Source organism: Hydrogenophaga sp. GW101-3F08, assembly GCF_059424585.1.
The window spans coordinates 160,224-177,646 of sequence record NZ_JBWKZP010000003.1; the positions used below are offsets into that span (position 1 = coordinate 160,224).

Sequence of the window (17,423 nt, forward strand, 5' to 3'; positions counted from 1 at the left end):
AAAACTCCGGCAACGGGGTGGCGGGGGACGAAACAGCGGGGGAGTGTATGCGACCCACGGGTTCTACGCCTTTTTCATCACCACCAGGCCTTTGAGGTATTCGCCTTCGGGGAAGTTGATGGTCATCGGGTGGTCGCAGGCGCCGCCCAGGCGCTGCAGGATGGCGCCGTCCACACCCGCGTCCAGCCCGGCCGAGGCCACGATCTTGTGGAACAGCTCCACGCCGATGCCGCCCGAACAGGAGAAGGTGAACAACACGCCGCCGGGCGTGAGCAGCTTGAAGGCCTGGCGGTTGAGGTCTTTGTAGGCGCGGGCCGCGCGCTCGGCGTGGGCCGCCGTGGGTGCGAATTTGGGCGGGTCGAGCACGATGGCATCGAAGCTGCGCCCTTCGGCCACGAACTGGCGCAGCGAAGCGTTCACATCCGCGTCCATGAACGTGGCCTGCGCCAGGTCCAGCCCGTTGCGCAACAGGTTCGTGCGCGCCTGCTCCAGCGCCGGGCCGGACGAGTCGATGCTGGTCACGTGCCCCGCCCCGCCGGCCAGCGCGGCCACGCTGAAGCCGCCGGTGTAGCTGAAGCAGTTGAGCACCTGGGCAAAACCCAGGCGCTTCGTGTATTGGTACAGGGCCAGGCGGCTGTCGCGCTGGTCCAGGTAATAACCGGTCTTGTGGCCGTGCGCGATGTCCAGCCCCAGGCGCCAGCCGTGCTCCAGCAGTTCCAGCGACGTCTCGCCGCTGCCGCGCAGCCAGCCCGTGGCATCGGGCAGGCCTTCGAGCTTGCGGCTGCTGGTGTCGGAACGCTCGTACAGGCGCGGGCAGCCGGTGAGTTCGATCAGCGCATCGGCGATCACCGCCTTCCAGCGCTCCACGCCACAGGCGGTGAACTGGGCCACCAGCGTGTCGCCGTAGCGGTCCACGATCAGGCCCGGCAGGCCGTCGGACTCGCCGTGCACCAGGCGGATGCCGTTGCTTTCGATGCCCAGGCGCTCGCGCAGGGCGATGGCGCGCGCCAGCGTGTCGCGGAAAAAGGCGGCGTCGATGCGCTGGGCCTCGTCAAAACTCCAGGCGCGCACGCGGATGCGCGAGGCCGGAGAGAACGCACCCCAGGCCAGGAACTGGCCTTCGTCGCTTTCGACTCGCACGGTTTCGCCCGCGTCCCCGCCGCCTTTGGCGACGGCGCCGTCAAACACCCAGGGGTGGCGGCGCAGCAGCGAACGCTCTTTGCCGGCTCTCAGTCGAATGGTTTTCATGAAAGTATTGTCCCCCCTGCGCCGCCTGCGGCGTCACCCCCCAGGGGGCGGCACTGGCCGTCCGGCGAAGCCGGCCCGGCGGTGCCCTTGGGGGCTCCCCCTCGGTGCGGGGAGGTGGCCCCTTTCCGAAGCGAAGTGCCCGAACCCAGAACGCGGTGGAACCGACTCCGCCGAGCCACTCGCATCGCCCCATTTGAGGGGGTGACGCCGCAAGCGGCGCGGGGTGTGGCCCCTCCGGCGCGAAGTGCCCGAACCCAGAACGCGGCGGAACCGGCTCCGCCGGGCCGCTCGCGTTGCCCCCTTTCAGGGGGTCGCGCGCAGCGCGGCGGGGGTGGGCCAAGTCAAGGGCGTAGGTAAACAAAACCCTCGCGCGCCTGCAGCCGGGCCACCTCGGCCACGCCCGAGGGCACGATCTTGGCTTCCATTGCCACCCTCGCCGGGTCGATCTTGCGCGAGACCAGGGTGTTGTTGCAGACGCGGAATTCCACGCCCCTGGCCGCCAGTTCGCCGATGGCGCCCGCGAAGGGCTGCTCCATCTGGTTGGTGGCGCCATCGAGCAGGAAGTCGATGCCCAGGCCATGGGTCACCACCACGATCTTGGCCTTGGGGTCGGCCGCCAGGTGGTTGCGGATGTTGTTGATGGCGCGCGAAGCCTGGGGGATGCCCTCGCTCATGTGATAGACGACCTTGATCGCGTCGTCGGCCGCCTGCGCCGACAGCGAGGTGGCCATGAGCCCGGCGAGCAGCAGCGACTTGAGGGCCATGAGGAACTTGAGCATGGGGGGTCTCCTGGGATTAAGTAGTGATTGCTTATGAAACGATTGTCGGGGCTGGGCCGGCAAATCCTACAGGGATAACCCGGCCCCATCGCCCAGGCATCCTGGCCCGGCGTCCCGGGCCGGTCAGCGCCCGGGCTTGCGCGCCGGCACCGCCGCGGGCGGGCGTGCCGGGCCATTGCCACCCGCATCCCCGGCACGCGCCTGCGCCCGCGGGTGGGCCGCGTCGTACATCTGCGCCAGGTGCTGGAAATCGAGCCGGGTGTAGACCTGCGTGGTGCTGATGCTGGCGTGGCCCAGCAGCTCCTGCACCGCGCGCAGATCGCCGCTGGACTGCAGCACGTGGCTGGCGAACGAGTGGCGCAGCATGTGCGGGTGCACCGGCGTGGCCAGGCCGGCCAGCAGCGAGCGGCGCCTGAGCCGCACGCGGATGTGCTGCGGCGTGAGGCGCTGGCCACCGGCCCCCACGAACAGGGCGGCGGAAGCGTCGATCTTGTGGCCCACCCAGGCGGTGCGCAGCTCCAGCCACCGGGCCAAGGCCGCCAGCGCCGCGCGGCCCACCGGCACGCTGCGCCGCTTGGACCCTTTGCCCAGCACATGGGCCTCGCCGGCCTGCGCGTCGATCCAGCCGCGCGCGCTGGCGCTGGCCGCCACGTCCAGCCCCACCAGCTCGCCGATGCGCAGACCGCAGCCGTAGAGCAGCTCGGTGATGCAGGCGTCGCGCGCCTCCAGCGCCGGGTCGTCGGCCGCTTCCACGTGCGAAGCGAGCTGCACCGATTCGTCCACGCCCAGCGCCTTGGGCAGCGGCTTGCCCGCCTTGGGCGCGCGCACGTCCTGCACCGGGTTGTGTTCCACCAGGCCCTGACGGCCCAGCCACACGTAGAAACCGCGCCAGCCCGACAGGATCAGGGCGATGCCACGCGCGCTGCGTCCGCCGCTGTGCATCTGCGCAACCCAGCGGCGGATGTGGGCGTTCTGCACGCGGCGCAGGGCAACGCCCGCGGCAGCGGCCTGATGGGCCAGTTTTTCAAGATCCCCGGTGTAGAGCACCACGGTGCGCTCCGCGAGCCGCTTTTCGACCCGCACGTGTGCCAGATAGGCCTGCACCAGGGCCGCATCGTCGGCCTGCCCCAGAACCACATCCGTGCGCGACAGCGGGCCGGTCATTCGGTGCTCGGGTCTGGGTTCAGACCTCGGGGCGCAGCCGCGAGAGCGCGGCGCTGGTGAGCTCGCCGATGCGCTCCAGGAAACTGGTGCCCATGTCGGCCGCGAAACGCTGCGCGTCGTTCGAGGCCAGCACCAGCAGGCCAAAGGCCTGGGGCACGGCAACGCTGCGCAGGGGAATCAGCGCCAGCGAGGCCACGGCCTTGGGGTCGTCCAGCCACTGCGCGGCCTCCAGCCCGGGGTTGCCCCCGCAGTAGGGCAGCGTGAGCGACGCGGCAAACGCCATCACGTCCTCGCTGGCGCCCTGCGCGTACGGCTCTGCGGCGAACTCGGGCGACACCCCCCAGACCTTGACGGCCACCTGCGGCACCTGGAACTGCGCGGCGATCTCGCGCACCACGACCCAGGGCAGCTCACGCGGGTCGCGCGTGAGCAGCAACTCGCTGGTCCAGCGCTGCAGCTTGTCGGCAATGGCCGAGTTTTCACTGCCGTGGCGGATCATCTCGACCGCCTTCTGCTCCAGGCCCTTGATCTTGTCGCGCAGCAGCTCGGCCTGGCGCTCCTGCAGGCTCACCGCGCGGCTGCCATGCGGGCTGGTCAGTTGCACCGTGCCCAGCAGGCCGGCGTGGCGCACGAAGAAGTCGGGGGTGTTGGCCAGGTAGTTGGCGATGTCGTCTTCGGTGATCGGGGGGATGGTGTTGGGGGTCATGGTCGGGCGGTAAAGGGTTCAGCCGAGCGCGAACGGCGCGCGATCAAGCGAGGTCGGGCACATTGATCTCGCCCTCGAACACGGTGGTGGCCGGGCCGGTCATGAAAACCGGGGCGTCGTGGGCCGGTGTGTCGGCCCATTCGATGGTGAGCACGCCGCCGTGCGTCTGCACGTCGACCTTCGCATCCAGCAGACCCAGGCGGATGCCGGCCACCACGGCGGCGCAGGCACCGGTGCCGCAGGCCAGCGTCTCGCCGGCGCCGCGCTCGTACACCCGCAGGCGCACCTGGCCGCGGTTGACGATCTGCAAAAAGCCGGCGTTGACGCGCGCCGGAAAACGCGCGTGGGTTTCGATCAGCGGTCCTTGGGCCAACACGGGCGCGCTGTCCACGTTGTCCACCAGTTGCACCGCGTGCGGGTTGCCCATGGACAGCACCGACACCAGCGCCTCACCGCCACCCGGCAAGGCCAGCGGCCAGCGCTCGAAGTTGCCCATGGCCTGGGCCTGCAGGTCGCTCGCATCAAACGGCACGCGCTCCAGCGCGAACACGGGCGCGCCCATGTCCACGGTGACCCGGCCGTCGGGGTTCAGCGCCAGGCTGATCTCGCCCTGCTTCACTTTCACGCGCACCGGGTTGGCGTCGGTCATGCCTTTGTCGCGCACATAGCGCACGAAGCAACGCGCACCGTTGCCGCAGTGTTCGACCTCGCCACCGTCGGCGTTGTGGATCACGTATTCAAAGTCCAGCCCCGGTCCGGGCGAGGGCCGCACGCTGAGGATCTGGTCGGCGCCGACGCCGAAGTGGCGGTCGGCCAGCCAGCGGTACTGCGCATGGCTGAGCCCCAGGAGGCCGCGCGTCTCGTCGAGCACGACGAAATCGTTGCCCGCGCCCTGCATTTTGGTGAAGCGGATGTGCATGGGCGGAATTATCCGCCCATCACGCCGCCCGGCGGTGCGTGGGTCGCACGCCGGGGCGCGCCTCACAGCGGTGCGCATGCACCGGTGCGGTCCATGAATCGCTTCGCGCCGTCTCTTTGCGCACAACAAGAGTGCCATTTTGTACACAATCCTGTGCGTATTGCGTACAAAACGCCTGGCACGCCTTGTGCATCAACGGCTGGCATGGACGCCTCCACCCCCACGCCCAACGCCATCGAACTCATCGCCCTGACCAAACGCTACGCCCAGGGCAGCGTGGCGGTGGACGCCATCGACCTGCGCATCGCCGCCAACAGCTACTGCTGCCTGCTCGGGCCCTCGGGCTGCGGCAAGAGCACCACGCTGCGCATGATCGCCGGGCACGAAAGCACCACCAGCGGCGACATCCTGCTGGAGAACCGCAACATCACCGGCCTGCCCGCGGCCGCGCGCGGCACGGCCATGATGTTCCAGAGCTTCGCGCTGTTCCCGCACCTCTCGGCGCTGGATAACGTGGCCTTCAGCCTCAAGATGAAAGGCGTGGACAAGGCCACCCGCCAGCGCCAGGCGCAGGACCTGCTGGAACGTGTGGCCATGGGCCACCTGGCGCAGCGCAAACCGGGCGAACTCTCGGGCGGCCAGCAGCAGCGCGTGGCGCTGGCGCGCGCGCTCATCACCCAGCCGCGCGTGTTGCTGCTCGACGAGCCACTCTCCGCGCTCGACCCCTTCCTGCGCATCCAGATGCGCGCCGAGCTGCGCCACTGGCAAAAGGAACTGGGCCTGACCTTCATCCACGTCACCCACTCACAGGAAGAGGCCATGGCACTGGCCGACACCATGGTGGTGATGAACCACGGTCGCATCGAACAGGTCGGATCGCCGCACGAGGTCTACAACCGCCCGGCCAGCGAGTTCGTGGCGCGCTTCATGGGCGGCCACAACGTGCTTCACACCACCGTGGGCAAGGTCGCCGTGCGCAACGACCACATCCGACTCGCACCGGCCGAGGGCGCGGGCTGGCCCGCCACCGTGAGCGATGTCGAGTACCAGGGCAGCTACGTGCTGCTGGGCCTGCAACTGGATCAGGCCGAGGCCAGCGACAAGGTGTCGGTGATGTTGTCCGAGGCCGCTTTCGTGCAGACCCCCTACCACCCGGGCGACCGCGTCGGCCTGACCTGGGCACCCGAACAGGCCCACAGCTTCGGCAGCGCCTGACCCTTCTTTTCCGCTTCCCTTCCCCGTTCCAACCCCAGCCACAGGAGCTTCACCATGTCCGATCCGATCGACCCCATTTCCGCCACGCCCGCCACGGGCCTCTCGCGCCGCAGCCTGCTGCAGGGCACCGCCGGCATGGCCGGCATCCTGGCCAGCGGCATGTCGCCGGCCATCGCGCAGGAAAAGATCACCCTGCGCTACCTGGGCACCGCGGTGAACCAGGACAAGACGATCGCCGAGAAGTTCGAGAAGGACACCGGCATCAAGATCCAGTACGTGGCCGTGACCACCGACGACGTGACCAAACGCGCCGTGACCGCACCCAACAGCTTCGACCTGATCGACACCGAGTACTTCTCGCTCAAGAAGATCGTGCCCACCGGCAACTTGAAGGGCATCGACGTCAAGAAGATCAAGAACGCCGACAAGATCACCCCGCTGTTCACCACCGGCACCGTGGCCGGCAAGGCCGTGGGCGACCAGGGCACGGCGCCCAAGAAGGTGATCTACCTCGAAGGCGAAAAGAGCAAGGTCTTCGCGAAGTCGCCGACGCAGTTCATGTCACTGATTCCCACGGTCTACAACGCCGACACGCTGGGCATCCGCCCCGACCTGATCAAGCGTCCCATCAGTTCGTGGGCCGAGCTGCTGAACCCCGAGTTCAAGGGCAAGGCCGCGATCCTGAACATCCCCTCCATCGGCATCATGGACGCGGCCATGGTGGTCGAAGCCATGGGCCTCTACAAGTACCCCGACAAGGGCAACATGACCAAGAAGGAAATTGATCTCACGATCAAGACCCTGATCGAAGCCAAGAAGGCCGGCCAGTTCCGCGCGCTGTGGAAGGACTTCAACGAGTCCGTCAACCTGATGGCCTCGGGCGAGGTGGTGATCCAGTCGATGTGGAGCCCGGCCGTGACCGCCGTGCGCACCAAGGGCATCGCCTGCAACTTCCAGCCGCTGAAGGAAGGGTATCGCGCCTGGGCCGCCGGCTTCGGCCTGCCCGCCACGCTGAGCGGCCGCAAGCTCGACGGCGCCTACGAGTTCATCAACTGGTTCCTCGACGGCTGGGCCGGCGCCTACCTGAATCGCCAGGGCTACTACAGCGCCGTGCTGGAGACTGCCAAGGCCAAGATGGAAGCCTACGAGTGGGCCTACTGGATGGAGGGCAAACCCGCCACGCAGGACATCAAGAGCCCGAATGGCGACGTGCTGGCCAAGGCCGGCGCGGTGCGCGACGGCGGCAGCTACGAAGCGCGCATGGGCGGCATCGCCTGCTGGAACGCGGTGATGGATGAGAACGAGTACATGGTGAGGAAGTGGAATGAATTCGTCGCTGCGTGACGAATTCACCCCCCGCGCCGCCTGCGGCGTCACCCCCCGGAGGGGGGCGCCACTGGCGGCCCGGCAAAGCCGGTTCCGCGGTGGCCTGGAGGGGGCTTCGCTGCGCTCGCCGCAGCGCCCTCCCCCTCCTTGTTGCTTCTGCTTTTTCCTCTGATTGACCTTCCATGAGCAGCCCATCCACCGCCACCGCCGGACCTGTCGCCGACAGCCCGAACCGCACGCTGCACGCCTGGTGGCAGGCGGCGCCGTTCACGCTGGTGTTTGTGCTGTTCTTCCTGATTCCGCTGGGGCTGATCGTGATGGTCAGTTTCTGGGACTTCAACGAGTACGAGCTGTTGCCGGCGTTCACACTGCGCAACTACTTCGCTATTTTTGAAGGCTGCTCGACACTCACCGAACACGGCGATTTCTGCGTCTCGCTATCCACGTATCTGTCCACGCTGAAGTTCAGCCTGCTGGTCTGGGGCATCACGCTGGTGCTGGGTTTTGCGGTGGCGTATTTCCTGGCGTTTCATGTGCGCTCTTCCGGCATGCAGACGGCGCTGTTCATTCTGTGCACCGTGCCGTTCTGGACCTCGAACGTGATCCGCATGATCTCGTGGGTGCCGCTGCTCGGGCGCAACGGCCTGGTGAACCAGGGCCTGCAGGGCATGGGGTTGATCGAGACCCCCATCGAGTGGCTGCTGTTCTCCGACTTCTCGGTGGTGCTGGCCTTCGTGCACCTCTACACCATGTTCATGATCGTGCCCATCTTCAACAGCATGATGCGCATCGACCGCAGCCTGCTCGAGGCCGCCAGCGACGCCGGTGCCAGCGCCTGGCAGACGCTGTGGAACGTGGTCGTGCCGCTGTGCAAGACCGGCATCATCATCGGCTCGATCTTCGTTATCACCATCGTCATGGGCGACTTCGTGACCATCGGCGTCATGGGCGGACAACAGATTGCCTCGGTCGGCAAGATCATCCAGGTACAGACCAGCTACCTGCAATTCCCGCTGGCCGCCGCCAACGCCGTGATCCTGCTCGCGGTGGTGCTGATGATCATCTGGTGCCTGACCCGCCTGGTTGATATCAGGAAGGAACTCTGACCATGTCCCACACCACCGAATCCCGCGCCCCCGGCTTCTGGCCACTGGCTTTGGTCTTCGCGCTCTTCGTGCTGTTCATGTACGGCCCGATGTTCGTCATCTTCGTGCTCTCGTTCCAAGGGCCGGAGGGCGGCCTGACCTTCCCGCTGCGGGGTCTGTCGCTGCACTGGTTTCGCCAGCTCGCCGGGGGCCTGGGCACGGTGGACATCGGCGCGGCCTTCCTGCGCTCGCTCATGCTGGGTGGCGTGGTGATGCTGCTGACCGTGCTGTTCTCGGTGCTGGCGGGGCTGGCGTTCCGCAAGAAGCTCAGCGGTGGCAACGCGCTGTTCTATGTGACGGTGGCCAGCCTGATCATGCCGTCCATCATCGTGTCGCTGGGCATCGGCCTGCAGTTCCGCCTGCTCGACGGTGGCCTCAAGTGGCTGCTCGAAGCGGTGGGCGCGACCGGCACGCTGGAGGCATACGGCACCGCACTCGGCCTGTTCACCTCGGCGCTCGGTGCCCACCTCACCTGGACCCTGCCGTTTGGCCTGCTGATCATGTTCGCGGTGTTCAACCGCTTCAACCCGGCCTATGAAGAAGCGGCGCGCGACCTGGGCGCCACGCCCTGGCAGACCTTCCGCCACGTGGTACTGCCCCTGATCGGCCCCTCGGTGGTCGGCATCGGCATGTTCGGCTTCACGCTCAGCTGGGACGAGATCGCCCGCACCTCGCAGGCCATCGGCGACGTCAACACCCTGCCGCTGGAGCTGCAGGGCCTCACCTCCACCGTAACCACACCGGCCATCTACGCGCTGGGCACCGTGACCACCGTGGTGTCGTTCGCGGTGATCGGCGTCACCGTGGGTGTGGCCATGCTCCTGAAAAAGCGATGACCCCCCTGCGCCGCTTCGCGTCTTCCCCCCTCAGGAGGGGGGACCACACCCGTGGCCGGGCAAAGCCCGTTCCACGGTGTGTGCTGGACCGTGGCGCCGGAGAATGCCCCCTATGACGAAGCCGAAGGCTCCACCCGCCACGACCATGACGCCGCTGTCCGATCAGGATATCTACGAGCGCATGGTCTCGGCCATCCTCGACCACCGGCTGCCGCCCGGCACCAAGCTGGTGGAGGACCGGCTGGCCGAGGCCTTCGGCGTTTCCCGCACGCGCATCCGCCCGGTGCTGGTGCGCCTCGCCAACGAACAGGTGGTGACGCTCACGCCCAACCGCGGCGCGTCCATCGCCCAGCCCAGCGAACAGGAGGCGCGCGAGGTGTTCGAGGTGCGGCGCATGATCGAGCCCACGCTGGTGGAGCGCTTCATTGCCTCGGCCACCACGGCCGACATCCAGACCCTCACCCGCTGTATCCGCGACGAAGAGGCGGCGCGCGCCGCGGGCGACATGCGGCGCGCGATCCGGCTCTCGGGCGACTTCCACCTGCACATCGCCGACCACGCCGGCCACGGCACGCTCGGCCGCATCCTGCGCGAGCTGGTCTCGCGCACCTCGCTGATCCTCATGACCTACAGCGCGCCGCACAACCAGGCGCGCGAAGACGCCACCGCCTGCGGCTGCCAGGAGCACCGCGCCCTGCTTTCGGCGATCAAGCTGCGCGATGCACGCGAGGCCTCGCGCTTGATGCGCGAGCACCTGGAGCGGCTGGAGTCGCAACTGAGCTTTCAGCCCACACGCGACGGCGCGCCGGACCTGATGCAACTGTTCGGTTGAACATGAAACAGCTGCTGGTCATCAACCCCAACACCTCGGAGCGCGTGAGCGCGCTGCTGCAGACCCATGTACAGGCCGCCGCCGGTCTGCACGTGCAGGTCCGCACCGTGACCGCGCGCTTCGGCGCGCCTTACATCGCCGACGAAGCCAGCTACGCCGTGGCCGCCCACGCCGCGCTCGACGCCTGGGCTTCTGCGCTGGCGAGCGCAGAAGCCCCACCCGACGCGGTGTTGATCGGCTGCTTCGGCGACCCGGGCCTGATGGCCTTGCGCGAGTCCAGCCCCGCGCCGGTCACCGGTCTGGCCGAGGCCGCCTTCATCGAAGCCGCGCGCCACGGCCGTTACGCCATCGTCACCGGCGGCGAGCGCTGGGGACCGATGCTGCAGCGCCTCGCGCAGGCGCTCGGTCAGGCGCAGCAGCTCGCGGGCATCCACACCGTGGTACCCACCGGTGCCCAGCTCGCCGCCGACCCGGCCGCCGCTCACCGCCTGCTGGCCCAGGCCTGCCGCGATGCGGCGCACCAGCTCGGCGTGCAGGCCGTCATCCTCGGTGGCGCGGGCCTGGCCGGCATGGCCGCGACCATCCAGAGTGATGTGCCGGTGCCGGTGATCGACAGCGTCACCGCCGGTACCCACTGGGCGCTGCGCACGCCGCCGCTGCCCCCCGCGCGCCACACCCCAGGTTTCGACATCGCCTGGCAGGGCCTGTCGCCCGAGATGGCGGCGCTCGGAACCGCCTGACAGCGCTTTGCGCGCCATCCGTCAAAACCGTTCGGGCTGAGCCTGTCGAAGCCTCGCGTGGTGCATGCCCTTCGACAAGCTCGGTGCGAACGGATTCTGACGCTGGCGAAAGTGCATCCACCGGGGCGACAGCGCCCATGGGCAGGGCGCAGCACAATGCGGCATGGTCCGCTCATCCCAACGCCTCCACCCCGTCCGCACGCCCGCCGCCGTGCGCCCCGCCGCCACCGTGCTGCTGCTGCGCGACAGCGCCGAGCCCGCCAACCCGGGCATCGAAGTGCTGATGACACGCCGCTCCATGACGGCGAGTTTCGCGCCCGGCGCCTACGTGTTTCCGGGCGGCGGCATCGACGCCGCCGATGCGCAATCGCATGGCCAGTCCACCCGCCGCGCGACACAAAGCGACCTGCACCTGACGCAGGCCATCGCCGCCATCCGCGAGAGCTTCGAGGAGCTCGGCATCCTGCTCGCGCGCCGCGCCGACGGCTCGCACCTGGGCACTGCCGACATCGCAGCGCTCGACCGCCAGGCGCCCTTCTCTGACCAATGCGCCACACAAGGCCTCACGCTGTCCGGCGCCGAGGTCTTCGTGCTCGCCCACTGGATCACCGACCGCGACCTGCCACGCCGCTTCGACGTGCCCTTCCTCGTCGCGCGCATGCCCGAAGGTCAGGAGCCGGTGGCCGATGAGACCGAGCAGTTCGAACCGGTCTGGGTGCGCCCGGCCGACGCCCTGGCGCGCCACGCGGCGGGCGACTTCTTCATCATCTTCCCGACCGCCCGCACGTTGGAGCGGTTGCAGGCCTTTGCCTCGGTCGATGAGCTGTTGAACGCTTGTGCGGTCAACGATGAGCCGCTGTTCACCAGTTGCCCGCGTGCCGGCCTGCTGAACGGCCACGAATCGCGCCATATGGAACACGAGGCCCCGTTTGGCGAACTGGCGCTCGTCAGCCCCCACGGGCAGATCGTGCACGAGCTGGCCTGGCAGACACAGCGCCCGGTGCCGCTGCTGAAAAACGTGCAACGGCTCACCGCGCCCAACCCCGGCTTCATGACCGGCCCGGGCACCAACAGCTACCTGGTGGGCGACCCGGTGAGCGGCCACATCGCCATCGACCCCGGACCGGACATTCCAGAACACATCGAACGCCTGTGGCGCGCCGCGGGCGGCGACATCCGCGCCATCGTCTGCACCCACTCCCACCCCGACCATTCGCCCGGCGCCGCGCGGCTGCAGGCCCTGTGTGCCGAGAAGCCCCCCATCCTCGGTCTGCCCAGCGCGCCCACCTCGCGCGAGAACAGCCGCTTCATGCCCGAACGCGCGCTGACCGATGGCGAACGCCTCGTGCTCAAAGGCCAGGACGGCGCCACCCACACGCTGCAGGTGGTGCACACCCCCGGCCACGCGGCCAACCACCTCTGCCTGCTGCTCGAAGAAGACGGCCTGCTGTTCAGCGGCGACCACATCCTCAACGGCAGCACCACCGTGATCGACCCGCCCGACGGCCACATGGGCGACTACCTCGATTCGCTGGACAAGCTGGACCGGCTGTGCGCGCAACACGGGGTCGAATTCATCCTGCCCGCGCACGGCTACGTGCTGGGCGACCTGAGGCGAACCGCGGACAGTCCGAGCGCACCGGAACACGGCGGCGCCCGCGCAGCCATCGCCCACCTGAAAGCCCACCGCCTGGCGCGCGAAGCCAAGGTGGCGCGCGCCATGCAACACCAACCCGAAGGCACCATGGACGACTGGGTGAAGCTGGCCTACGACGACGTGCCCGAACGCCTGTGGCCGGTGGCCAAGCGCTCGCTGCTGGCCCACGTGGAGCGCCTCCAGAGCCTGGGTGGTTTCAATCTCTGAACACAAACAGGAGGACGTATGCGCCTGGCACTGGTATCCGACATCCACGGCAATCTGGCCGCCCTGGAGGCCGTCATGCAAGACATCGAACGCCGCCAGGTGCACCAGGTGATCAATCTGGGCGACACCCTCAGTGGCCCTTTGCTGCCGCTGGAAACTGCTCAGCGCCTGAGCCCCCTGCCCTGGCTGCATGTCGCGGGCAACCACGAACGGCAGGTCCTGCAACTGCCCCTGCCGCGCCAGAACCTGTCGGACGCCTACACCAGCGGCCAGTTGGCCGACGCTGACAAGACCTGGCTGGCCAGCCACGCGGACCCCTGCGACCCCCGGTTGCATCGGGGTGAGATGTGGCCCGAGCGCCTGGGCAGCGACGTGGCCCTGTGCCACGGCAGCCCGCGCAGCGACATCGAGTACCTGCTGGAAACGCCGGTGGGCGAAGAGGCCCGCTTGGCCACGCCGGCCGAAATCGAGGAACGGCTCGATGGGCGCCTTCCGCCGCACATCGGTCTGCTCGCCTGCGGGCACACCCATGTGCCCCGGTCCGTGGGGCTCGCCCGGGGCTTGTTGATCGTCAACCCGGGCAGCGTGGGCCTGCCCGCCTACGACGACGACCACCCGTACCCGCTGTCGCGTTACCACCGCATCGAAACCGGCAGCCCGCACGCACGCTACGCGGTGGTCGAGAAACACAACGGGCGCTGGATCTGCGACCTGATCAGCGTGCCGTACGACCACGAGTCCATGGCCTTGCTGGCCGATCAACGGGACCGCCCCGACTGGGCATACGCCCTGCGCACGGGCCACATGCCACGCGGTTGATCGAAGAAAAATAGTGTGAAGCGCGCCGTTACGCCGGATTCTGTGCACCGGGGTTTCCCCCGGTGTGACCGCCATTCATCTGGGCCGATGGTCGCCCAATCGGCTCGGTGCTACCTACCCGCCAGCTCCGCGGAACCACGTCAACGCTGGCCTATTTGGTATTGCTGCGCGTAGAGATTGCCCGTTTCACCCACCTTGGTTGCTCGTAGCTTCGGCTTTCGCCTACGCCGCGGCACCCCAGGTGACTCGTCTCTGTTGCTCTGATCCTCACCTTAGGGCCATCCGGGCGAACCCTTCTGGCTTGTCGGTGGAGAGGTGTTACCTCCTACGCTGTCCTGTGCAGTCCGGACGTTCCTCCAGCACTCCCTTTCGGGTTCCCTTGCGGGCTGTGCCAGCGACGGCCTGGCGCGCTTCACCGGCGGATTATCCCGCACTCAGCCTCTCAGACCAGGCGGCGGATCTTGCGGTGACGCCAGACGCCCCGGTAATACGCCGTCTGCAGGCCCAGCATGGCCACATAGGCCACCGGGAACGCGATCCAGATGCCTTCCAGCCCCAGGCGGGCGTTCAGCGCGTAGGCCACCGGCAGCTGCACGCCCAGGATGCAGAACACCGAAATGGCCATGGGCACCAAGACGTCGCCGCTGGCGCGCATGACACCACCGATCACGGCCTGGAAGCCGAACACCAGGATGCTCCAGAGCATCAGGTGCAGCAGGTGCTCGGCCTGCGCCAGCACCGGCGCCTGCGTGAGGAACAGGCCCAACACCGTGTGCGAGAGGGCGTAGCCCAGCAGCACCAGGCCGCCGGTGAGCACGGCGTTGAGCCACAGGCCCGTGCCCAGGATCGCGCCCAGCCGCTCGACCCGGCCCGCGCCGATGGTCTGCGCCGCCAGAATCGAGGCCGTGATCGCGATCGAGAGCGCGGGAAACTGCACGTAGTTGACGATCTGCGTGACCGCGCCATAGGCCGCGGTGGCCTGCGAACCGTGGCCGTTGACCAGCGCCAGGATCACCAGCTCCGACAGCGAGATCACCACCATCTGCAGGCCGGTGGGCAGGCCGATGCGCAACACCTTGCCCAGGATGGCGCGGTCCAGCCGCAGGACCTTGAGCAGCTCGCGGTCGGGCGCCAGCACATGGCCCAGGCGGCGCAGGCGCAGCGCCAGAAACACCAGCGCGACGGCGGTGGAGACGAAGCCGGCCACCGCCGCGCTCTGGATGCCCAGCCGGGGCAGGCCCAGCCAGCCCTGGATGAGCGCCGGCGTCAACACCAGCCCCACGGTGGTGGACAGCAGCAGCGCCAGCAGGGGCGAAACGGTGTCGCTCACACCGCGCAGCAGCTGGGTGAGCAGGATGAACACCAGCAGCAGCGGCATGAAGAGCATCATCATCCGCGCGTAGGCCACGGCGTCGGCCAGCACGTCGGCCGGGGTGCCCAGCGCCAGCATGGCTTCGCGGGCGAAGGCGGTGCCCAGCACCGCGGCCACGAGCCCGATGAGCGCGCCCAGCGTGATGGCGGTGCCCGCGATGGCCTTCGCCTTGTGCGGTTCGCGCGCCCCCCAGGCCTGGCCGATCAGCACCGAGGCGCCCGCGCCCAGCCCGATCACCAGCGAGATGAAGAAGAACACGATGGGAAACATGCCCGAGACCGCCGCCAGCGCGTGGGTGCCGAGCATCTGCCCGATGAAGATGCCGTTGAGCGTGCCCGAGAGGCCCTGCAGGATGTTGGACAGCACCATGGGCGCCAGGAACACCAGGTAGACGCGCCACAGCGCGGGGACCCGTGGTGGCACAGCGGACAGCGAGGAGGATTGAGAAGGCGGCATGGTTTTATTTTACCCGGATGAAATAATTCTACCCGGATATATTGTCCAGCGCAAGCGCGCCGGTGGAACGGCGACAATAACGCCCCCGCTGCTTGATAAACACAAGCCACCGCCATGATCCGCATTGCCGAACTCAAACTGCCCCTGGCCGAGGTGCCGGCCGAACACCGCCGCGCCGCCGACGCGCCCACCGAAACCGACGCCGACCGCGAGCCGCCGCCCCACCCGACCGAAGCCCTGACGCGGCTGGCCGCGCAAGCCCTGGGTGTGGACACCGCCGCCATCGCCCACCTGCAGGTCTTCAAGCGCAGCTTCGACGCCCGCAAGGCCGACCTGCTCGCCGTCTACATCGTGGACCTGACGCTGGCGGACCCGGCGCAGGAAGCGGCCCTGCTCGCGCAACACGCCGCCAACCCGCACATCCAGCCCACGCCCGACATGGCCTGGCAGCCGCCCGGCCACGCGCCCGCCGGCTGGCCCGCGGACGAGTCCGACCGGCCGGTGGTGGTGGGCCTGGGGCCTTGCGGCCTGTTCACGGCGCTGGCGCTGGCGCAGATGGGCCTGAGGCCGATCGTGCTGGAGCGTGGCAAACCGGTGCGCGAGCGCACCAAGGACACCTGGGGCCTGTGGCGCAAGCGCCAGCTCAACCCCGAGAGCAACGTGCAGTACGGCGAGGGCGGCGCCGGCCTGTTCTCCGACGGCAAGCTCTACAGCCAGATCAAGGACCCGCGTTTCCTCGGCCGCAAGGTGATGCAGGAGTTCGTGGAGGCCGGCGCGCCGCCCGAGATCCTCTACCAGGCCCACCCGCACATCGGCACCTTCAAGCTGGTGAAGGTGGTCGAGGCCATGCGCGACAAGATCGTCGCGCTCGGTGGCGAGATCCGCTTCCAGCACCAGGTCTGCGGCCTCACGCTGGCGCCCGACGGCGACGGCCAGCGCATCGCGGCGCTGCGGGTGCGCCGGCTCGACAGCGGTGACACGCTGGAGATGCCGGTGCGGCGCGTGGTGCTGGCCCTGGGCCACAGCTCGCGCGACACCTTCGCGCTGCTGTGGGATGCGGGCGTGTTCCTCGAAGCCAAGCCGTTCTCGGTCGGCTTTCGCATCGAGCACCCGCAAAGCGTGATCGACCGCGCGCGCTGGGGCCGCCACGCCGGCCACCCGCTGCTGGGCGCGGCCGACTACAAGCTGGTGCACCACGCGAAGAACGGCCGCGCGGTCTACAGCTTCTGCATGTGCCCGGGCGGCACCGTGGTGGCCGCCACCAGCGAGCCGGGCCGCGTGGTCACCAACGGCATGAGCCAGTATTCGCGCAACGAACGCAACGCCAACGCCGGCCTGGTGGTGGGCATCGAGCCGGCCGACTTCCCGCAACAGTTTCCGCAAGACACCCCGCTGTGGACCGCCGCCTTCGGCGATGCCGACGGCGCGCGCTACGCCCAGCAGGCCCAGGCGCTGGCGGCGCAGGGCCAGACGCATCCGCTGGCCGGCATCGTGCTGCAGCGCCAGCTCGAAGCCCGGGCCTACGAGCTGGGTGGCGCCACCTACGAGGCGCCCGGCCAGCTGGTGGGCGACTTCGTGACGCAGCGGCCGTCCACGGCGCTGGGCGGCGTGGTGCCCTCGTACAAGCCGGGTGTGAAACTGGGCAACCTCGCCCCCGCCCTGCCCGCCTACGCCATCGAGGCCATGCGCGAGGCCATTCCCGTGTTCGGCCGCAAGATCAAGGGCTACGACATGGCCGACGCCGTGCTCACCGGCGTGGAGACGCGCACCAGCTCGCCGCTGCGCATCACGCGCGGCCCCGACCTCCAGAGCCTGAACACGCGCGGCCTGTACCCCGCGGGCGAAGGCGCGGGCTACGCCGGCGGCATCCTCTCGGCCGGGGTGGACGGCCTCAAGGTGGCCGAGGCACTGGCACACGACCTGCTGGGCCTGCAAGCAGCCGCCTGAGACCAGGGCCGGGGCGGACACCGGCCGTTACAACTGGCCGGGCAGCTTTACACAG

The 17,423-nt window shown here is 68.7% G+C and carries 15 protein-coding genes and 1 other RNA gene; 9 read left to right on the top strand and 7 right to left on the bottom strand.

What is annotated here, in order from left to right; translation table 11 throughout:
* Positions 1-63 precede the first annotated feature (63 nt).
* From AC07YZ_RS10245 to dapF, 5 genes are all read right to left on the bottom strand, one after another.
* On the bottom strand, positions 64-1,248 hold the full coding sequence (locus tag AC07YZ_RS10245) for a class I SAM-dependent rRNA methyltransferase (RefSeq protein WP_494794654.1): 1,185 nt from the start codon (positions 1,246-1,248) through the stop codon (positions 64-66).
* A gap of 341 nt (positions 1,249-1,589) precedes the next feature.
* Positions 1,590-2,027, bottom strand: coding sequence for a DsrE family protein (locus AC07YZ_RS10250; protein ID WP_413465720.1), 438 nt, complete (start codon positions 2,025-2,027; stop codon positions 1,590-1,592).
* 123 nt (positions 2,028-2,150) lie between these two features.
* Complete coding sequence (locus AC07YZ_RS10255; protein WP_494794655.1) at positions 2,151-3,191, bottom strand: tyrosine recombinase XerC; 1,041 nt, start codon at positions 3,189-3,191, stop codon at positions 2,151-2,153.
* A gap of 19 nt (positions 3,192-3,210) precedes the next feature.
* The gene (locus AC07YZ_RS10260; protein WP_226491514.1) at positions 3,211-3,897 is read right to left on the bottom strand and encodes a DUF484 family protein; all 687 of its coding nucleotides are present in this window, start codon (positions 3,895-3,897) and stop codon (positions 3,211-3,213) included.
* A gap of 43 nt (positions 3,898-3,940) precedes the next feature.
* Positions 3,941-4,816, bottom strand: coding sequence for a diaminopimelate epimerase (gene dapF / locus AC07YZ_RS10265; protein WP_494794656.1), 876 nt, complete (start codon positions 4,814-4,816; stop codon positions 3,941-3,943).
* 204 nt (positions 4,817-5,020) lie between these two features.
* Here dapF and AC07YZ_RS10270 point away from each other — a divergent pair, with 204 nt between their 5' ends.
* From AC07YZ_RS10270 to AC07YZ_RS10305, 8 genes are all read left to right on the top strand, one after another.
* Positions 5,021-6,031 (top strand): ABC transporter ATP-binding protein, encoded by a 1,011-nt coding sequence (locus AC07YZ_RS10270; RefSeq protein WP_494794657.1) that lies wholly within the window; start codon positions 5,021-5,023, stop codon positions 6,029-6,031.
* A 54-nt stretch (positions 6,032-6,085) separates the two neighbouring features.
* Positions 6,086-7,375: an ABC transporter substrate-binding protein gene (locus AC07YZ_RS10275; RefSeq protein WP_494794658.1), complete on the top strand. Its 1,290-nt coding sequence runs from the start codon at positions 6,086-6,088 to the stop codon at positions 7,373-7,375.
* 164 nt (positions 7,376-7,539) lie between these two features.
* A complete protein-coding gene (locus AC07YZ_RS10280) occupies positions 7,540-8,463 on the top strand; it encodes an ABC transporter permease (RefSeq protein WP_494794659.1) in 924 nt (307 codons plus the stop codon).
* A 2-nt stretch (positions 8,464-8,465) separates the two neighbouring features.
* The gene (locus tag AC07YZ_RS10285; RefSeq protein ID WP_494794660.1) at positions 8,466-9,338 is read left to right on the top strand and encodes an ABC transporter permease; all 873 of its coding nucleotides are present in this window, start codon (positions 8,466-8,468) and stop codon (positions 9,336-9,338) included.
* Positions 9,339-9,450: 112 nt separating this feature from the next.
* A complete protein-coding gene (locus AC07YZ_RS10290; RefSeq protein WP_494794661.1) occupies positions 9,451-10,170 on the top strand; it encodes a GntR family transcriptional regulator in 720 nt (239 codons plus the stop codon).
* Between the two features lie 2 nt (positions 10,171-10,172).
* Entirely contained in the window at positions 10,173-10,910 is a 738-nt protein-coding gene (locus AC07YZ_RS10295; RefSeq protein WP_494794662.1) for an aspartate/glutamate racemase family protein, read from the top strand.
* A 163-nt stretch (positions 10,911-11,073) separates the two neighbouring features.
* Positions 11,074-12,774, top strand: coding sequence for an MBL fold metallo-hydrolase (locus AC07YZ_RS10300; RefSeq protein WP_494794663.1), 1,701 nt, complete (start codon positions 11,074-11,076; stop codon positions 12,772-12,774).
* 18 nt (positions 12,775-12,792) lie between these two features.
* Positions 12,793-13,593: a metallophosphoesterase family protein gene (locus AC07YZ_RS10305; RefSeq protein ID WP_494794664.1), complete on the top strand. Its 801-nt coding sequence runs from the start codon at positions 12,793-12,795 to the stop codon at positions 13,591-13,593.
* Positions 13,594-13,606: 13 nt separating this feature from the next.
* Here AC07YZ_RS10305 and rnpB read toward each other — a convergent pair.
* An RNA gene (gene rnpB, locus AC07YZ_RS10310) (RNase P RNA component class A) lies at positions 13,607-14,007 on the bottom strand.
* A gap of 28 nt (positions 14,008-14,035) precedes the next feature.
* On the bottom strand, positions 14,036-15,421 hold the full coding sequence (locus AC07YZ_RS10315; protein WP_494794665.1) for an MATE family efflux transporter: 1,386 nt from the start codon (positions 15,419-15,421) through the stop codon (positions 14,036-14,038).
* Between the two features lie 114 nt (positions 15,422-15,535).
* On the opposite strand from AC07YZ_RS10315, the gene AC07YZ_RS10320 reads away from it, so the two are divergent.
* Positions 15,536-17,368, top strand: a complete 1,833-nt coding sequence (locus tag AC07YZ_RS10320) for an NAD(P)/FAD-dependent oxidoreductase (protein WP_494794666.1) — start codon at positions 15,536-15,538, stop codon at positions 17,366-17,368.
* The last annotated feature ends 55 nt before the right edge of the window (positions 17,369-17,423 follow it).